We start from the raw sequence: 14,829 nt of genomic DNA on the forward strand, positions 1-14,829 counted from the left end.
ATGTGAATGCTGCAAAATGAATTTTTATTTAAAATCATCGTCATTTGCACCAGATTTTGGGCTATTTGCGGCTAAACATAGTGCATTTTGGTGCTAAACGCAGTGCAATTTGGTGCAAAACGCAGTGTGTTTTGGTGCTAAACGCAGTGCATTTTGGTGCTAAGCGCAGTGCATTTTGGTGCTAAATGCAGTGAAAAATGCTGCTGAATGCAAGTCGAAAAGTATAAATATCCACTGCAAGGGTATAGACAAAACCTTTTAGGACCATTAAAAACAAGGCTAAAAAGGGCAAAATGGTGGTTAAAAAGTGAGATTTTAGGGTCTAAAAGGGTAAAATTGGGCGTGAAAAATTACGAGTCAACGACCAAACTAGAAAGGCAAAATGGTGCAAAATGCAGGTTCTATTCTTAAAAATAGACAGAACAAAAGACTTGAAAGACTGGAAATGGTAGTAATTTAGCTACTTTTTAACTTATATTTTCGCTAGAACGAGGTGAGAATTGAACGGACTTTGTAAAACAAAAAGCAAGAATTTAAGTTTTGTGATTTTATAAGTTTGTAAGTTTAAGAGTTAGCAAGTTTAAGAGTTGATGAGTTCTTGAGTTCGTAAGTTGAAGAGTTGATGTATTCGGGAGTTGTTGAGTTTTCGTGAGTTCATACACCAGCGAGTTGGTCTTTCGGGCACTTCGTATATGAGATGGGTGTTTATCTTGTGTTGACATCACAAAGACAACAAACCCCTCTCAACTTATTGCCATAGTAAAAGTACAGGCGGCCCCAACATCTAAATTCCTGCTTATAGTGCATTATTCTTTCTAGAAAGAAGCGTTGAACAGGATACATTTTGTACACACTAAAACTTCGCAAGTGATGAACCACAAACATAGATTAACGTAAGTTGGAAACAAAGAGAACTTAGAATTTGTATGGCTCACTGAAAATGAGTACCTTTACATTGATTAAAAAACAAAGGAACAAACCCAAAAGCCATGCGCAAAGATACAACAATGTTTAGGGAAGATGGTTATCTCAACGACTTTCACAGAGCGTGGGACGAAAAATGTATCAAAGACGACAAAGAACATCGGGCTTTGATGCAATCGAAAGGGATGCGCTATTCAGCAGAATTTCTGAGAGCGCAGTCCCAAAGAATGGACGCGCTAGTAAGGCAGGAAGAAGAAAGGTTGAGAAAAGAAAGGAAAAAAGGTTCAAAGGCTGGGCGATAGTAGCTGGCCATTGGCACATGGGCTTGTCGGTCTTTACCGACAAGCAGCCTCGCCGTTTCTCTCTAAAACGAACACGTTACCGTGTCTTTTGTTAAGCCTGTAATGGCATCCTTACTACATCTATTCGTCGCATGCGCCAAAGACAGCGGCAGTTTTGTTAGGCCTGTAAAAGGCATACTTACAACATCAAAAATCCACTTACAATATCTATCATGTGCAAGTTATGCAAGCTTATTAACAGCTAGCCTATCGCCTTGACGTAAGCAGCACACATTTCTGCACAGCGTTCGCCGTCCATAGCAGCAGAAACGATGCCGCCAGCATAGCCCGCACCCTCGCCGCAAGGGAACAAGCCACCAACACTAATGTGCTGAAAGTTCTCTCTATCACGCACGATGCGAACGGGTGAAGAGGTTCTGCTCTCGGTAGCAATGAGCACAGCCTCGTTGGTTAAGAAACCATGACTGGTACGGCCAAACTTCTGAAAGCCCTCTTGCAAACGCGAAACAATGTGTTTGGGCATCCAAAAATGCAGGGGACTGGATATTAATCCGGGCGAATAACTACTTCGGGGCAGGTCGTAACTTAGCTTACGATTAACAAAATCGACCATTCGCTGTGCGGGTGCGGTCTGCTTGCAGTTGCCGTTCACCCAACAATCGTGTTCAATAGACTGCTGATAGTGCATCATTTTCAACACGTCGTCGCCTTCAACATCTTCGGGTCTCACCTCTACCACCATGCCACTATTGGACCATTTGGAACCTCGATTGGCAGGACTCATGCCGTTAACCACGATTTGTTCGGGCTCGGTTGCTGCTGGAATGACGAAACCACCAGGACACATACAGAACGAATAAACACCCCTTTCGGCCGATTGAGCAACGAAACTATATTCGGCAGCAGGCAAATACTTGCCTCGTCCGTTCTTGCTGTGATACTGAATTTGGTCTATCAAGGCTGACGGATGTTCGAGTCTTACGCCTATGGCCAGCCCTTTGGGTTGGATGGGGATGCCTGCCGTGGCTAGATATTGGTACACATCGCGTGCGCTATGGCCTGTAGCCAAGATTACAGCACCTTTGAAATTCCGCTCTTCGCACGTTAAACTATTAAGTGTTTGCACGCCAATCACCTTATTACTTTCCATTAAGAAGGCAGTCATCTTGGTTTGGAAGTGCACTTCTCCGCCACAGTTGATGATGGTATTGCGGATTGCCTCGATTACCTTTGGCAACTTGTCGGTGCCGATATGGGGGTGAGCGTCTGACAAGATGGACGTTGAAGCACCATGCTGGCAGAACACGTTTAATATTTTCTCTACATTGCCGCGTTTCTTACTCCGCGTATACAGCTTGCCATCTGAATAAGCGCCTGCGCCGCCTTCACCAAAACAATAGTTGCTTTCGGGGTTTATCTTTTGCTCCTTGGTTATTAGGGAAAGGTCGCGGTGACGTTCGTTAACGCTTTTTCCTCGTTCAACGACAATGGGACGAATGCCTTGTTCAATCAAACGAAGTGCTGCAAACAATCCGCCAGGACCTGCCCCCACAACAATGGCTTGGGGACAATGCGACACATCAGGGTAATTTACAACCTGATATTCTAGTTTTTCGGGCATTTCGTTAACGAAAACCCGCACAGAGAGATTAACGAATATGGTGCGTTGGCGCGCGTCGATGCTGCGCTTGAGCACCTGAACGTGTGTGATGGTTCGCACATCAAGTGCTTTATCATGTGCAATGTAGTCGCGGATGCTGTCTTCGGTGTATGCCTGCTGGGGCAACAAACGCAATTGATATTCGTATGTCATTGGTGTAAAATGGGGGAAATGTGTGGGTGAGAAAGGGTGTAAGGGCGCGTAAGAAATGTGTGCCCCATGGGGTTATCCTAAAAACAAAGATTGACAACTTTACGCTTTAACGGCCATTACAACAAAGTTACAAGGACGTTAATACGCAAAGTTGCCAAACGCAAACGAAGACAAAAGAAACACAACAGGACAATTAGTTGTTTACGCTGCCGCCCATAATGTCGAGCAATTCGTTGGTAATTGCCTGCTGTCTACTCTTGTTATACTGTAAGTTCAAGCCTCTGAGCAGTTCGTCGGCATTGTCGGTAGCTGTTTGCATGGCCACCATACGCGCCGCATGCTCACTAGCATTACTGTCGAGCAAGGCCGTGTACACCATCAAGTTCAACTCTTTGGGGATGAGCGTTGTTAGTATTGTCTCCATGTCTGGCTCAACAAGGAAGTTGTCGTTAAGGGGTTTTGCCTCATCCTTGGTCTTTTCTTCCTTCGCTGCTTTTTTCTTAAGATACTCTTGTGCCTTGGCCGTAACCACATTAGAACTTAGGTCGCGGTCGCTAAAACGCCCCAATTCTGTGGAGAGGTCGATAGGCAAGAAAGTTCTTCTAGTCAAAATCTGCGAGCCTGCGCTCTTGAAATGATGGTAAATAAGCTCAACTCTGTCTAGCTCGCCTGCTGCATATTGTTCCGACAAGTCTGTGGCGATGTCTGCACATTGGTGTGCATTGGGTTTCTCGGCAAGAAGGTTGAAATTGCCACCTATCTGCAATCCCATCTTGGTTGCCTGCTCGGTGATTTTTCTGCCGATAGGGTAAACCACGATGTCGGTAACGCCTTGCTCTCGATAGTGTGCCACCGCCTGCTGCAACAACTTGGTGACGTTGGCATTGAAACCGCCACACAAGCTGCTGTTGCTTGAAAAAGGCACAAGCGCAACGCGTTTAAGCTGCTTGCGCTCCACGTTTAATGGCGTGCGAGCCTCTGGCATTGACGCGAGAAAAGCTTTGAGGATATGCTCCAACATACTCTCGTAAGGCAGCATGTTCTCAATCAATTGCTGAGCATGGTGCAGCTTAGACGATGCCACCATCTTCATGGCACTCGTTATCTTACGGGTGCTGTTAACGGAAGCAATTCGTGTCTTTATCTCTTTTAATGAAGGCATACGCTATGTGTTGAAGGGTGACCTCGTCCGCCTCACATACCGTTGTGAGGCGGAACAAGGCCAGCCTTAAATGTTCAAACTTTTTGGAATTGTCCCGCAATGTCGGCCATTACGGATTCGAGTACGCCACAAGCCTCGTCGTTCAGTCCGCCACTTGCCAAGAAATCAATGGTAGATTGGTGGGTTGAACGCAACTTGTCGAGGAACAGCGTCTGGCATTCACGAACCTGATCTACGGGCACATCGTGCATCAAACCGCGCGTTCCACAATACAATATGGCAATTTGCTCGCCCACAGGCATTGGCGAATATTGGGGCTGAATGAGCAATTGCGTGTTCTTTCTTCCCCTATCCAAGGTCATTGCGGTAACGGCATCCATATCGCTTGAGAACTTAGAGAAAGCCTCCAGCTCGCGATACTGTGCCATATCTATTTTAAGTGTACCCGCAACCTTCTTCATACTCTTGATTTGAGCAGAGCCACCCACACGGCTAACCGATATACCTACGTTGATGGCAGGACGGAAACCTTGGTTGAAAAGGTCGGTTTCCAAATATATCTGGCCATCTGTAATGGAGATTACGTTGGTTGGAATGTAGGCGGAAACGTCGCCGGCCTGCGTTTCGATGATAGGAAGTGCCGTTAGCGAGCCACCTCCCTTTACGTGACCTTTAAGACATTCGGGCAGGTCGTTCATCTGTTCGGCCACTTCTTGCTGGTCGTTGATGCGCGCAGCACGTTCCAACAGACGGCTATGCAGATAGAAAACGTCACCAGGATAAGCCTCGCGACCCGAAGGGCGGCGAAGGATGAGCGACACTTCACGATAGGCAACGGCTTGCTTGGAAAGGTCGTCGTAAACAACTAGCGCGTGTTCGCCACGATCGCGGAAGTATTCGCCGATGGCAGCGCCTGCGAATGGCGCGTAATATTGCATGGCAGCGGGATCGGCAGCTGTTGCCGACACGATGATGGTGTAGTCTAACGCACCCCGTTCTTTCAGTGTCTGTACCAAAGTAGCCACCGTAGAGGCCTTTTGACCAATGGCAACGTAGATACAATACACGGGCTTGCCGGCATCGTAGAAACTCTTTTGATTGATGATGGTGTCGAGAGCAATGGCCGTTTTACCCGTCTGGCGGTCGCCAATGATGAGCTCACGTTGCCCCCTTCCAATGGGAATCATCGAGTCTACACCTTTAAGTCCTGTTTGAAGTGGTTCCTTAACGGGTTGACGGAAGATAACACCAGGTGCCTTTCGGTCGAGCGGCATCTCGAAAGCGTTAGACAAATCAATTTCGCCAAGCCCGTCGATAGCCTCGCCCAAGGGGTTGATCACACGCCCAAGCATGTTGTCGTTCACCCGAATGCTGGCAATGCGGTGCGTGCGCTTTACCACCTGCCCCTCTTTGATTTCAGAGGTAGGTCCTAAAAGCACACAGCCAACATTGTCTTCTTCCAGGTTCATGACGATGGCCATGGTTCCATTTTCAAATTCAAGCAACTCGTTGGCTTCGGCATTACGCAATCCGTAGACACGCGCAACGCCATCGCTAACGGTAAGGACAGTGCCAATTTCGTCAAAGTCCTGCCCGTCGCTGATTTGTTGAAGTTGTTGGAACAATATCTCTGAGACCTCGTTGGGCCTTATTTTATCAGACATGTTACTTGTTTTTTAATTCTATTAGAATTCGATTAAGTTTGCTCTTCACGCTGGCATCCATGCGATAGGTGTCGTAGTCCAACACAAATCCGCCAAGAATGGCAGGGTCTACCTCCGTGGTGAACTCGACAGTTCCCTGCGTTCGCTCTTCCACTAAGTGACGCATACGTTGCTCAACCTCGGCAGTGAGTTGCACGGCCGTGGTGATTTTGCCGCTTGTAATGTGGAAATGTTGCCTGTACAGGTTAATGAAAGACGAGGCAATGAACTGCAACACTTCTTCCCTACCCTCGCGCAACACCAAAGCGATGAAGCGTTTCGTGAGTTCGACAGCGGGCGTCCCGCATGCCGCCATCACCACTGAGCTTTTCTTCGACCGTGAATACATGGGGTTGCACACCGCAGGACGGAGCTCTGGAACATGCAGGTAGCATTCCAACAGGTTCGTCATGTTGTTATACACATCCTCGTAACAGCGGTCATCAATGGCAGCTTTGAGCAATGCGCGAGCGTATCGAACAGCTATTAACCCTATATCCATAACTCGTTTAGTTGGGGTTTACAGAGAAAGCATCGTCTAAGAAACGGTTAACCAACGACATCTGTTGAGCGTTGGAGGCCAAGTTTTCACGCACAACCTTCTCGGCAATCTGCACGCTTAGCTCCGCCACCTGTGTACGAATGTCGCGGATGGCATTCTGTTTCTCTACCTCTATCTGCCTTTTGGTTTCTTCGAGCAGTCGCACACCCTCCTCGTGAGCCGTCTGTCGAGCTTTCTCAACTATGGCGTCGCGTGTTTGGGCAGCCTCCTTTAAGATGAGTGATTGTTTCTCTCGTGCGTCTTGAAGAATTTGTTCGCTTTCTTGCTTGATGTTTTCTAGCCGTTCTGATGCCTCATGAGCCTTGCGCAGACTTTCGTCTATGTACGTCTTACGGTCTTCAACCATCCTGATGATAACAGGAAAACCGTATTTAACTAGAACAACAAAAACCACCAAGAACGCCAAGAGCATCCAAAAGAGCAAGCCCAAGTCGGGCGTTAGTATTGATGGTAAATTCTCCATTCGGTTACTTATTTAATCAAGAATGCACACGCTGCAATGGCGAAGAGGGCACAACCCTCAACGAAAGAAGCCGTAACAATCATGTTGGTCTGTATTTTGTTCGTGGCTTCGGGCTGACGGGCAATGGCATCCATTGCGCTACCGCCAATGCGACCGATACCTAAACCTGCACCAATTGTAGCAATACCTGCACCAATACCGCAGCCTAGCTGAGCCAGACCCTCGGCAGCCAATAATGTTGTAATCATCATAGTTCTTATTCTTTTATTAATTGTTTATATTCTATTTTAGTTGTTTTGTTCGTTAATACGTTTCTTACAGTGGCATCCAAGCCTCTTGTGGCATGCACACCTATGTTAAACTTATCACCCAATAGCACATTCACCCGAGGAACTCTGCCCGTTAAAGTGTGTTCTGCACAAGGCTGATAAACTCTTGGAAACTACTCGGCAACGTGGTGCTCACGATGAGCCATGCCGATAAAGACGGCACTAAGCATGGTGAACACATACGCCTGCACGAATGCGACAAGCAATTCGAGACAGTTCATGAAAAGCAACATGATTATACCAAACGTGTTCAATCCCAGGCCATAGCCTACGCCCATGTTCCATCCAAGGAATATCACGCAAGTGAAACTCAATATAATGGCATGACCAGCCATCATGTTGGCGAAGAGACGTATCATCAACGCAAAAGGCTTTGTGAAGATACTGAACACCTCTATCACCGGCATAAGGGGAACGGGAAACTTCAAGGCAACGGGAACTTCTGGCCAAAATACGTCTTTCCAATACTCCTTATTGCCAAAGATGTTGATAACCAACATCGCGGTAATGGCCAAAAACATGGTTATGTTGATGTTACCCGTGACGTTTGCTCCGCCAGGGAACACGGGAACAAGCCCAATCATGTTACAAGTGAAGATGAAAAAGAACACCGTCAACAAGAAAGGAGCGTAGCGTTTGTATTGCCGTTCGCCCACGGCAGGCCTTATCAAGTCGTCGTGGATGTACATCACGAACATCTCCATCAAGCCAACGAGACCCCTGGGAGCAGCACTTTTCTCATCTACCTTCTTGTACCAACGTGCGCACGACAGGAAGACCGTGAGCAAAATCGCCACAACAATCCATATCTGAGCAACGGCTTTGGTTATGCTTAGGTCCAAAGGACGCGTCGTAGAACCGTCTGCACGCCGTTCATATATCTTTCCATGATGCTGGGCATCGAAGAAAAAGTTGTTCGGAAGATGATGAGCCGTACCCACATACCATTCGCCCGTGTCGCTACTTCTAACGATGATGGGTAAGGGTATGCTCAGATGCTTGCCTTCGTACGTGGCGATGTGCCATTCGTAAGCATCCGACAAGTGTTCGAGCACGATCTCTGGAATATCGAGTTCCTTCTTGTCTTCCCCTCCGTTGCTAGCCGCGTGGAGCGACAACGAAGTGAAAAGCAACAGCAGCAGAAACGATATATATCTTAGTTTTTTCATTATAATACCTTATTATTATATAGCCGTTATGTACCCGACTTACGCTTATCGTTTGAGAAGAACGTGGCGTGGTGCACCAACATCGCCGCATAGAACAAGGCGAAAACGCATAGAAAGAGCAACATCGCTTGCCTTTCTACCACGAAGTAGTACACGAAAAACACCAACACACACAACAGCATGCGAAACCCCGACACACCTAAGAAAAAGGTGGGGAGACTATCTGGCGACTTTATCGCCACGCGCGACCATACCAGGATGTCTGCCGTCTCGATGATTAAAAAGACCACCGAACTAACCAGCAACGGCAACGCAACCGCATAACCCAGCCAAAGTTCGGCAACACCATACACGCCTATCGCCAACAAGGCCAGCGTAACGAGGCTTTGCCCAATGAAACGTCGCTTTTGTTTGCCTACTTGCCTTTCGTCCATAGCACTTTCCATAGAGAGCCGTTATACCTCCACACACAAGGAGACAACGTTCTTTTGCACCTCGACAAAGCCACCTGTGATGGCACACTCATGCGTTTCGCCCTCGCCCGTGACGTAAACCACTTGGCCCGCATCTAGCGAAGAGATGATGGGTGCATGGTTGTCGAGAATCTCGAACTCACCAAGACTGCCTGGAACCTTTACGCTCTGGGCATCGCCTTGATAGAGTTGTTTTTCTGGAGAAACAATAATCAATTTGAGCATAGACACATGCTTTTACACAAACTAGTTGGAACCTGCTGCTTCAAGCAACTTCTTACCTTTTTCGATAGCGTCTTCTATCGTGCCGACGTTCAAGAAAGCCTGCTCGGGAAGGTCGTCAACCTCGCCGTCGAGTATCATGTTAAAGCCCTTGATGGTGTCTTCGATACTTACCATCGCACCCTTAACACCCGTAAACTGCTCGGCAACGGTAAACGGCTGAGAGAGGAAACGCTGCACCCTACGTGCGCGATTCACCGTCTGCTTGTCTTCGTCGCTCAACTCATCCATACCAAGAATGGCAATGATGTCTTGCAATTCCTTATAGCGTTGCAATATTTGTTTCACACGTTGCGCACATTCGTAATGCTCTTTACCCACAATCAGCGGGTCCAGAATACGCGAAGTGGAGCCCAATGGGTCCACGGCAGGATAAATACCCAGCTCAGTAATCTTACGGCTAAGCTCCGTTGTAGCATCCAAGTGCGTGAAAGTGGTAGCAGGAGCGGGGTCGGTCAAGTCGTCGGCAGGCACATATACGGCCTGGACAGACGTGATGGAACCGCGCCTAGTAGACGTAATGCGCTCTTGCATCGCGCCCATCTCACTGGCCAACGTAGGCTGATAGCCCACAGCCGAAGGCATACGGCCCAACAAAGCCGAAACTTCCGAGCCTGCTTGTGTAAAGCGGAAGATGTTGTCGATAAAGAACATGATGTCTGCCGGCTCGCCATCCTTCCCTCCATGATCGCGGAATTCCTCGGCAACGGTTAGTCCCGACAATGCCACAGAGGCACGTGCGCCAGGCGGCTCGTTCATCTGCCCATACACAAGGGTGGCTTGCGATTGGCGTAGTTCTTCGGGATCAACCAGCGAAAGGTCCCATTTGCCCTCCTCCATTGCCTTCCTAAACTTGTCGCCATAGCGGATAACCCCCGACTCGATCATGTCGCGGATAAGGTCGTTTCCTTCACGTGTACGTTCTCCAACACCTGCGAACACCGAGTAACCGTTGTGTCCCTTGGCGATGTTATTAATCAGTTCCATGATAAGCACGGTCTTACCAACGCCCGCACCACCAAACAAACCAATCTTACCGCCCTTCATATAGGGTTCCAACAGGTCGATAACCTTGATGCCCGTGGCCAACATTTCCTTGTGGGTAGAAAGTTCGTCGAACTTAGGAGGCTCCCTATGGATGGGATAAGCCCCTTCCATGTTCAGTTCCGACATGCCGTCGATGGGCTTGCCGATAACGTTCAGCATGCGGCCTTTAATCTGTTCGCCGGCCGGCATGGTGATAGGACTGCCCAAAGGCGTTGCTTTAAGGTGGCGTTGCAGACCGTCGGTGTTATCCATTGCCACGCAGCGCACAGTGTCTTCACCAATATGCTGTTGAACCTCCACTATCAATTCGCGGCCGTCGGGCCTAACGATGCGCAAGGCATCGTGAATTTTCGGCAGCACTTTCTCCTCCTCTTGGCCCTTAGTGTCGAAGTAGACGTCAATTACCGGACCAATAATTTGCGAAATGTGTCCTTCTATGTTTGACATATTCAGATATCTAGTTTATTATATTTCTTTATTAATGATTGCGCAAAAGTAACGATAAAAAACGGAATTGCCAAAATGTTCAGGCAATTTAATGTATGCAAACATTAAACTTTTCCAAATGTTGTTCCTTTTATATGCTTAGTTCGTCTAAAACGGTTATCAGCTTTTTATCAAAGGGCTTATCGCTCCTAATGGCTTCGGAAAGTGGCACATATACAATTTCGTTGTTGCGGACACCGATCATAACGTTGCGTTGTCCTTGCATGATGGCATCTATCGCGCCCACTCCTGTGCGGCTAGCCAAGATGCGGTCGTGGGCTGTTGGCCTACCGCCACGCTGCAAATGCCCAAGGATAGACACGCGCACATCATAGTCGGGGAACTCTTTCCTCACACGGTCGGCATAATACAGTGCGCCACACTTGGGACTTTCCGATACGATGACGATGCAACTCTTCTTCGATTTGCGTATGCCCCGTTCCATAAACCGCGCCAATTGGTCAACGTCCGTCGAGTCTTCGGGTATGATGGCGGCCTCTGCGCCAGCAGCAATGGCACTGTTCTGAGCCAAAAAACCAGCATCGCGCCCCATTACTTCGACAAAGAAAATACGTTCGTGGCTTTGCGCCGTGTCGCGTATGCGGTCTACACATTCCACGATAGTATTCATCGTGGTATCGTAGCCAATGGTCGAGTCGGTACCGTAAAGGTCGTTATCAATAGTTCCTGGCAGTCCAATACAACACAAGTCGTATTCTCTTGCAAACACCATTGCACCCGTGAGCGAACCATTACCCCCAATCACAACCAAAGCATCTATCGCTTCTTTAACGATGTTGTCGTAAGCTTTCTTCCTTCCCTCTTCTGTTGTGAATTCACTGCTGCGCGCGGTCTTCAATATGGTGCCGCCCTGCATGATGATACCACTAACGTTCTCGGTGGTGAAAGGCTTTATGTCACCATTTATTAGTCCGTCGAAACCACGGTATATGCCTTTTATGTTAAACCCATTACAAATGCCAGCGCGTGTCACGGCGCGTATGGCAGCATTCATTCCTGGTGCATCCCCACCCGACGTGAGTATGCCTATCGTCTTTACTTTTGTCATTGTTTTGATAACTTTATCTAGTTTCTACACCTATATATATAATAAGGTGTAGCGTAATCGTCCTTTATTTTGGTTGACTAATTAACAAGTTGACAAGTCAACAAGTTGGTATCCCTATCCATTGTACAAATCTTAGCATGCCATTGCACACCCTCCATCCGTTTGCTTACGTAATGAGCCAAAGCAAAGCCATACCCAATACGCCACCCAAAAGAACTTTCCATCCCACATTGGCGAAATACCATCCAACGCGCATACGCTCCGTTCTTATCAGTGCCAAACCACTTATCGAGCCTATGGGCAGAATGTTACCACCCACTGCTGTTGCAAAAGCAATCATCTTCCAATAAGCTCCGTTTTGGGCGAAGTTGGCCGAATATGAAGTGAGTTCGGCGTTCTCGCCCGACAAAACGGGATGTAGCGACACGGCCGACATAGCCGTAACGAAACTGTCGAGCACGCTACTGATGGCCGCACTTGCCACGCCAAAGAACCAAATGTTGGGTGTCTGTTTGTCGATATAGGCCGTTACCTCGCTGAAAAAGCCCGTTTCATTAACTACGCCCACCGCAAACATGATGCCTAAAACAAACAATATCATCTGCATAGAGCCATACTGCAACACGCGTGGTATGCGGCGATGTATCGTTTCGCCCGTGTTAAGCAGCTTTCGGTTGAATATTTCGTTAACCACCCATAGCACAGACAGCACGCAAAGTGCGCCGAGGAAAGGGCTTAACTTGGTGATATTATGGAATGTAGGGATAAACCACAGACCGCCAATGCCCACAACGAACATCACAAGACGCTGCCAGACATTCAAGTTGGTATCGTCGCCGCGATAAGGGAGGCGCAAAAACTCAATGTCGATACGGTCGGGCAATGCCCTAGACAACAACCAGGTTGGCACAACGCAAGTAACTATGCAAGGTACTGCCATGCTTAACGAATAGTTTGTGGCAGTTATCGCACCCATATTCCACAGCACCAAACCTTCGGGCGAGCCAATAACGGTTAATGCTCCGCCCATGTTTGCAGCAATTACAGCCACACTACCATAAATCATTCGGTAACGCCTGTTGGGTATCACCTGATGAATGAGCGTCAAGGCCATCACCGTTGTGGTAAGGTTGTCTAAGTTTGCAGACACCACAAAGACGATGAGCATCATCATCCAAAGCAGCTTTTTGCTGTCACGAGTTCGTGCCCATATACCCAAGAAGTCGAAACAGCCATTATTGTTCAATATCTCTACGATGGTCATCGTGGCCAGCAAGAAGAGAACTATCTCGCAAGCCTTACCCACATAACGCAAAAAGATGGTCTGAGCGATAAACTGTTTCACAGCCTGACTGGTGTGCGCCATGCCGTTAAGATAGTCGGCGTAGGCCTGCTTGTGCATCAGCTGCACGAAATCCGTTCCATAAGAAACATACAACACCCACCCCACTGTACCAAGGAATATTGCTACAGCGGCTCTATTCACATTTGTAACATTCTCTGTGCTAATGAGAATAAAACCAACGACTATGATTAAAAGGATAATCAGAGACATTATCTTAGACTATTTAAACGCAAAGGTAACAATTGTTTGTGAAACAAACAAGAACAAAAGAAACTATTCAACGTTTTTTTAGTCTATGCCCATTCTTTGCGCAATAACTCCCACCAGCGTTTCTTCTCGCACGTAATAAAACAAGGTGTTCCGCCTACTCCGCAATGCGGAAAAGGAGTGCGATGTATTTTTTCAATCTTTTGTCATATCATTCAACAATCAATGGCAGACATTATAAACAAGCTTTGCATTAGAAAGCGTTAACCAATGAGAGGGGGGCTTAAACATAGCGAAAAATAAAAACGAGTAATTCATCCCTTCCTGTAGCTAGCCTAACTAAGTTCTATTAAACTTTTCAAAACTGTTTCTTTGAAGACTTCACTATCAAAATCATACCCTTTACATTTCAGCCTGTGCTTAATAAGCATACTCAAACTTACAAAAAAATTCTCTATAAGTAACAGGAATTTCCCTTTCACATCAGACAGTGAACAAGAAGTCCAATAAGACCTAGCAATACAAAACTCCGAAATAAATTGTTTCTTTCTCTCAAAATACAGACATTTAGTAATTTCCGATGTAGTGCAATATTCCGACACGTCACCACTAATATACATATTAATCTTTACCTTGTCAAGACCAGCAAAAGATTTATTTTCAAATTGTTTCTTAAAAGACATTCTCATCTCTATAATCAGGGCGTGCACAACTTTCTCCAGACCTTCTACTGCCGCAATTTGTCCCCCAATTACAGAACTTATAACTATTTCCATATTTCAAACCATTATATATTAAAACCTCGCGGTAAAAGCCACAAGCATACATTAATGTAACCTTGGAATAAAAGAACTTTGAAGGCTATGTAACTCGTTATATAAGCAATCACACAATGAAGTCGTCATGACTTTTAATGTCTCTATAAATTGAGAGGTGTTTATTGTCTATGTCTTGTAAAACCAAGATAAACAGCCTTCTTCATGCACGAAACACGAGACAAAGATACGACAAAATCTGAATTTCTGCCACCATTTGTCTGTGGCAAAACGTAGTTGTGCACCAAAATAGGACTTGGCGGAATTCATTTCGTGCGTTCTCTACAAGTTGAAAACCGCTTGTCGACAGCAGATTACTTCTGCGTTTCCATGATGCTGTCTCCAGTGGTCGCAAGTAGCATGCTCAGCAACCGCTTACGCAGGCAGCCGTAAGCGTACGTGCTTTCATGTTCTTTGTCTATGTACATGTGAGCAGCGCACGCATTTTGTCTATTTTTCAGCATAAAATTTAACATAATAAGTGGCCTTTCCGTCAACCAATCGCCCACCTTGTCGCAAAAAAACGATTCTCGCGAAGGTTTGCTTTGATGCAAAAAGGGGCTAGTTGTAATTGCAGACAAAATGAATATTTATTTGATGAAACCACAGTTTAAACCTGATTTTGGGCTATTTGCTGCTAAAAAAAGTGCAATATGCCGCTAAACGCAGTGCGTTTTG

14 protein-coding genes are annotated in these 14,829 nt (G+C 46.8%); 1 reads left to right on the plus strand and 13 read right to left on the minus strand.

Annotated elements, in window-relative coordinates; translation table 11 throughout:
* Positions 1-989: 989 nt before the first annotated feature.
* Positions 990-1,226: a hypothetical protein gene (locus tag HMPREF2955_RS08405; RefSeq protein ID WP_070722618.1), complete on the plus strand. Its 237-nt coding sequence runs from the start codon at positions 990-992 to the stop codon at positions 1,224-1,226.
* A 241-nt stretch (positions 1,227-1,467) separates the two neighbouring features.
* Here the strand turns inward: HMPREF2955_RS08405 and HMPREF2955_RS08410 are convergent, their stop codons facing one another.
* From HMPREF2955_RS08410 to HMPREF2955_RS08470, 13 genes are all read right to left on the minus strand, one after another.
* Positions 1,468-3,039, minus strand: coding sequence for an NAD(P)/FAD-dependent oxidoreductase (locus HMPREF2955_RS08410; RefSeq protein ID WP_070722619.1), 1,572 nt, complete (start codon positions 3,037-3,039; stop codon positions 1,468-1,470).
* Positions 3,040-3,232: 193 nt separating this feature from the next.
* The gene (locus HMPREF2955_RS08415) at positions 3,233-4,201 is read right to left on the minus strand and encodes a F0F1 ATP synthase subunit gamma (RefSeq protein WP_070722620.1); all 969 of its coding nucleotides are present in this window, start codon (positions 4,199-4,201) and stop codon (positions 3,233-3,235) included.
* Positions 4,202-4,275: 74 nt separating this feature from the next.
* Complete coding sequence (gene atpA, locus HMPREF2955_RS08420; protein WP_070722622.1) at positions 4,276-5,865, minus strand: F0F1 ATP synthase subunit alpha; 1,590 nt, start codon at positions 5,863-5,865, stop codon at positions 4,276-4,278.
* 1 nt (position 5,866) lies between these two features.
* Positions 5,867-6,406 (minus strand): F0F1 ATP synthase subunit delta, encoded by a 540-nt coding sequence (locus tag HMPREF2955_RS08425; RefSeq protein WP_070722623.1) that lies wholly within the window; start codon positions 6,404-6,406, stop codon positions 5,867-5,869.
* Between the two features lie 7 nt (positions 6,407-6,413).
* Complete coding sequence (atpF, locus tag HMPREF2955_RS08430; RefSeq protein ID WP_009229883.1) at positions 6,414-6,929, minus strand: F0F1 ATP synthase subunit B; 516 nt, start codon at positions 6,927-6,929, stop codon at positions 6,414-6,416.
* A gap of 8 nt (positions 6,930-6,937) precedes the next feature.
* The gene (atpE, locus tag HMPREF2955_RS08435) at positions 6,938-7,180 is read right to left on the minus strand and encodes an ATP synthase F0 subunit C (protein WP_009229884.1); all 243 of its coding nucleotides are present in this window, start codon (positions 7,178-7,180) and stop codon (positions 6,938-6,940) included.
* A 191-nt stretch (positions 7,181-7,371) separates the two neighbouring features.
* Positions 7,372-8,427, minus strand: coding sequence for a F0F1 ATP synthase subunit A (gene atpB, locus HMPREF2955_RS08440; RefSeq protein WP_070722625.1), 1,056 nt, complete (start codon positions 8,425-8,427; stop codon positions 7,372-7,374).
* Between the two features lie 26 nt (positions 8,428-8,453).
* On the minus strand, positions 8,454-8,873 hold the full coding sequence (locus tag HMPREF2955_RS08445) for a hypothetical protein (RefSeq protein ID WP_070722626.1): 420 nt from the start codon (positions 8,871-8,873) through the stop codon (positions 8,454-8,456).
* Positions 8,874-8,882: 9 nt separating this feature from the next.
* Entirely contained in the window at positions 8,883-9,125 is a 243-nt protein-coding gene (gene atpC, locus HMPREF2955_RS08450) for an ATP synthase F1 subunit epsilon (protein ID WP_070722627.1), read from the minus strand.
* A 21-nt stretch (positions 9,126-9,146) separates the two neighbouring features.
* Positions 9,147-10,676: a F0F1 ATP synthase subunit beta gene (atpD, locus tag HMPREF2955_RS08455; protein WP_019188483.1), complete on the minus strand. Its 1,530-nt coding sequence runs from the start codon at positions 10,674-10,676 to the stop codon at positions 9,147-9,149.
* 130 nt (positions 10,677-10,806) lie between these two features.
* Positions 10,807-11,784, minus strand: coding sequence for a 6-phosphofructokinase (pfkA, locus tag HMPREF2955_RS08460; RefSeq protein ID WP_070722629.1), 978 nt, complete (start codon positions 11,782-11,784; stop codon positions 10,807-10,809).
* A gap of 166 nt (positions 11,785-11,950) precedes the next feature.
* Complete coding sequence (locus HMPREF2955_RS08465) at positions 11,951-13,339, minus strand: SLC13 family permease (RefSeq protein WP_070722631.1); 1,389 nt, start codon at positions 13,337-13,339, stop codon at positions 11,951-11,953.
* Positions 13,340-13,671: 332 nt separating this feature from the next.
* A complete protein-coding gene (locus tag HMPREF2955_RS08470) occupies positions 13,672-14,112 on the minus strand; it encodes an Imm12 family immunity protein (protein WP_070722634.1) in 441 nt (146 codons plus the stop codon).
* Positions 14,113-14,829 lie beyond the last annotated feature (717 nt).

The organism is Prevotella sp. HMSC073D09, from assembly GCF_001814145.1.
GTDB classification, from domain to species: Bacteria; Bacteroidota; Bacteroidia; order Bacteroidales; family Bacteroidaceae; genus Prevotella; species Prevotella conceptionensis.

Coding starts and splice junctions, on each gene's coding strand:
- HMPREF2955_RS08405 (WP_070722618.1), top strand. CDS start 990: ATGCGCAAAGATACAACAATGTTTAGGGAAGATGGTTATCTCAACGAC.
- HMPREF2955_RS08410 (WP_070722619.1), bottom strand. CDS start 3,039: ATGACATACGAATATCAATTGCGTTTGTTGCCCCAGCAGGCATACACC.
- HMPREF2955_RS08415 (WP_070722620.1), bottom strand. CDS start 4,201: ATGCCTTCATTAAAAGAGATAAAGACACGAATTGCTTCCGTTAACAGC.
- atpA (WP_070722622.1), bottom strand. CDS start 5,865: ATGTCTGATAAAATAAGGCCCAACGAGGTCTCAGAGATATTGTTCCAA.
- HMPREF2955_RS08425 (WP_070722623.1), bottom strand. CDS start 6,406: ATGGATATAGGGTTAATAGCTGTTCGATACGCTCGCGCATTGCTCAAA.
- atpF (WP_009229883.1), bottom strand. CDS start 6,929: ATGGAGAATTTACCATCAATACTAACGCCCGACTTGGGCTTGCTCTTT.
- atpE (WP_009229884.1), bottom strand. CDS start 7,180: ATGATGATTACAACATTATTGGCTGCCGAGGGTCTGGCTCAGCTAGGC.
- atpB (WP_070722625.1), bottom strand. CDS start 8,427: ATGAAAAAACTAAGATATATATCGTTTCTGCTGCTGTTGCTTTTCACT.
- HMPREF2955_RS08445 (WP_070722626.1), bottom strand. CDS start 8,873: ATGGAAAGTGCTATGGACGAAAGGCAAGTAGGCAAACAAAAGCGACGT.
- atpC (WP_070722627.1), bottom strand. CDS start 9,125: ATGCTCAAATTGATTATTGTTTCTCCAGAAAAACAACTCTATCAAGGC.
- atpD (WP_019188483.1), bottom strand. CDS start 10,676: ATGTCAAACATAGAAGGACACATTTCGCAAATTATTGGTCCGGTAATT.
- pfkA (WP_070722629.1), bottom strand. CDS start 11,784: ATGACAAAAGTAAAGACGATAGGCATACTCACGTCGGGTGGGGATGCA.
- HMPREF2955_RS08465 (WP_070722631.1), bottom strand. CDS start 13,339: ATGTCTCTGATTATCCTTTTAATCATAGTCGTTGGTTTTATTCTCATT.
- HMPREF2955_RS08470 (WP_070722634.1), bottom strand. CDS start 14,112: ATGGAAATAGTTATAAGTTCTGTAATTGGGGGACAAATTGCGGCAGTA.